Origin of the sequence: Rhodococcus sp. R1101, assembly GCF_000278445.1 — a bacterium.
GTDB classification, from domain to species: domain Bacteria; phylum Actinomycetota; class Actinomycetes; order Mycobacteriales; family Mycobacteriaceae; genus Rhodococcus; species Rhodococcus gordoniae.
Genome location: NZ_AJVB01000606.1, coordinates 1 through 1,978, shown reverse-complemented (window position 1 = coordinate 1,978; position 1,978 = coordinate 1). Strand labels below are relative to the sequence as shown.

Genomic DNA, 1,978 nt, shown 5'->3' with positions numbered 1-1,978 from the left:
GCGCCAGGCCGACATCGGAGTGGCGATGGGGCGTTCGGGCACGGACGTCGCGCGCGAAGCTGCCGTCATGGTCCTCGTCGACGACAATTTCGCCACGATCGTCGGCGCCATCGAAGCGGGCCGGCGCGTCTACGACAACGTCCGCAAATTCATCGTCTACATCTTCGCGCACGCCACACCGGAGGTCGTGCCGTTCCTCGCGTACGCACTCACCAGCGGCGCGATCCCTCTACCGCTGACCATCATGCAGATCCTGGCCGTGGATCTCGGCACCGAGACACTTCCCGCCCTGGCACTCGGTCGTGAGAACGCCGAACCGGATCTGATGCGACGTCCGCCTCGGCCGCGTACACAGTCGGTGATCGACGGCCCCATGCTCGCCCGCTCATGGGGCCTGCTCGGTGGCGTTTCGGCCGTCCTCGTGATGGGACTGTTCCTGCTCACCCTCCTCGACGGCGGATGGACCTTCGGGGCCGACACCGGCACCGGAGAACTGCACCACACCTGGCAGCAGGCGACGACGATGACCTTTCTCGGCATCGTCGCCTGCCAGATCGGCACCGCCATGGCGGCCCGCACCAGCCGCAGTCCACTCGCCCGAATCGGATTCACCACGAATCGGATGCTGTTGTGGGGCATCGCCTTCGAAATCGTCTTTGCGGCAGCGGTCGTGACCCTTCCCCCGCTGCAGACCGTCTTCGGTACCGCAGTCCCGGACATCTGGCTGCTGACCCTGTTGCTTCCCTTACCGGTCATCGTGTGGGGATGCGACGAGTTGTTCCGATGGTGGCGTCGGACTCGGAACGGAGCGCAACACGGATGAACGAGCAACCGACGCGACGCTGGCTCACGACGTGGATCGCGGTGGTGACGGCAGGAGAAGCGGCGGGTTTCGCTGTGCCCGCCGCAGTCGGCGTCCTCACGAGGGATTCCGCATCGGCATTTCCGTTGCTTCTGGCCGCGGGTGCCGCGGAAGGTGCGATCCTGGGAATCTCGCAGGCAGCGGTACTGCACCGGCGGCTGCCGCAACTGTCGAGACGGAGATGGGTGGCACTCACAGCGGCAGCGGCGACGGCGGCGTACGCGATCGGTCTCCTGCCTTCCGCACTCGCCGCCCGGTGGACGAGTTGGCCACTGATCGCGCAGGTGCTCTTCTTCGGAGCGGGCGCTGTCGTCCTCCTGACGTCGATCGGTCTCGCTCAATGGCTCGAACTACGCCGTCATCTGTCCGGTGCGACCTGGTGGATACTCGGAACGGCTCTCGGCTGGCTCGTCGGTCTCGCCGTCTTCTTCGCGGTAGCTCCACCGTTCTGGCACCCCGGCCAACCCCCGGCGCTCGTCGTGGCGATCGGACTCGTCGCGGGCGTGGGCATGGCGCTCGCCATGGCTGCGGTGACGGGCGCGACCATGTCGGTCCTGCTCAGGCGGCAGACCCCCTCCGTCCCACGAGTCGCGCAGTCCTCGGAATCTCGACGGGGACGACCGTGAGCGCACTCGGCGAAATTCCTTGCAGAACTCCGCTGGATCGGTTTCACTGGTCTCCGATGGAGGGGAGTATCCCCCAACCGTCTCGTCGTCACGACGGTCCGGCGATCCGGACCCGGCGAGCGGGCCTGTCTCGGCGGGCGGGAAAGACCTCCGGTTGATCACGAACCGGAGGTGTGTCGATGACTGTTCCGTTCTGGGCCTGGGCCGCGGTGCTGGGATCCATCGTGGTGATGCTCGCGATCGACCTGTTCGCCCACCGCCGCGCCCATGTGATCGGGGTGCGTGAGGCGGCGGTCTGGTCCGCCGTGTGGGTCGGCTTCGGGATCGGGTTCGGTGTTCTGATCTGGCTCAATGCCGGCGCGGAGTTCGGCCGGCAGTACTTCACAGGATACCTGATCGAGAAATCCCTCGCAGTGGACAACGTCTTCGTGTGGGCGATCATCTTCACATATTTCGCGGTGCCCCGCCGGTTGCAGCACCGGGTGCTCTT

General features: G+C 66.3%; 3 protein-coding genes. All 3 read left to right on the top strand.

Translation table 11 applies throughout. From position 1 onward, the window contains the following. Positions 1-823 (top strand): cation transporting ATPase C-terminal domain-containing protein (locus tag R1101_RS0122240; RefSeq protein ID WP_026003589.1); only part of this gene is annotated, 823 nt, incomplete at its 5' end. Further along, on the top strand, positions 820-1,488 hold the full coding sequence (locus R1101_RS28180) for a hypothetical protein (protein ID WP_016935428.1): 669 nt from the start codon (positions 820-822) through the stop codon (positions 1,486-1,488). The genes R1101_RS0122240 and R1101_RS28180, both read left to right, overlap by 4 nt. Before the next feature lie 179 nt (positions 1,489-1,667). Further along, a partial coding sequence (locus R1101_RS28175; protein WP_037224675.1) for a TerC family protein occupies positions 1,668-1,978 on the top strand: 311 nt, incomplete at its 3' end.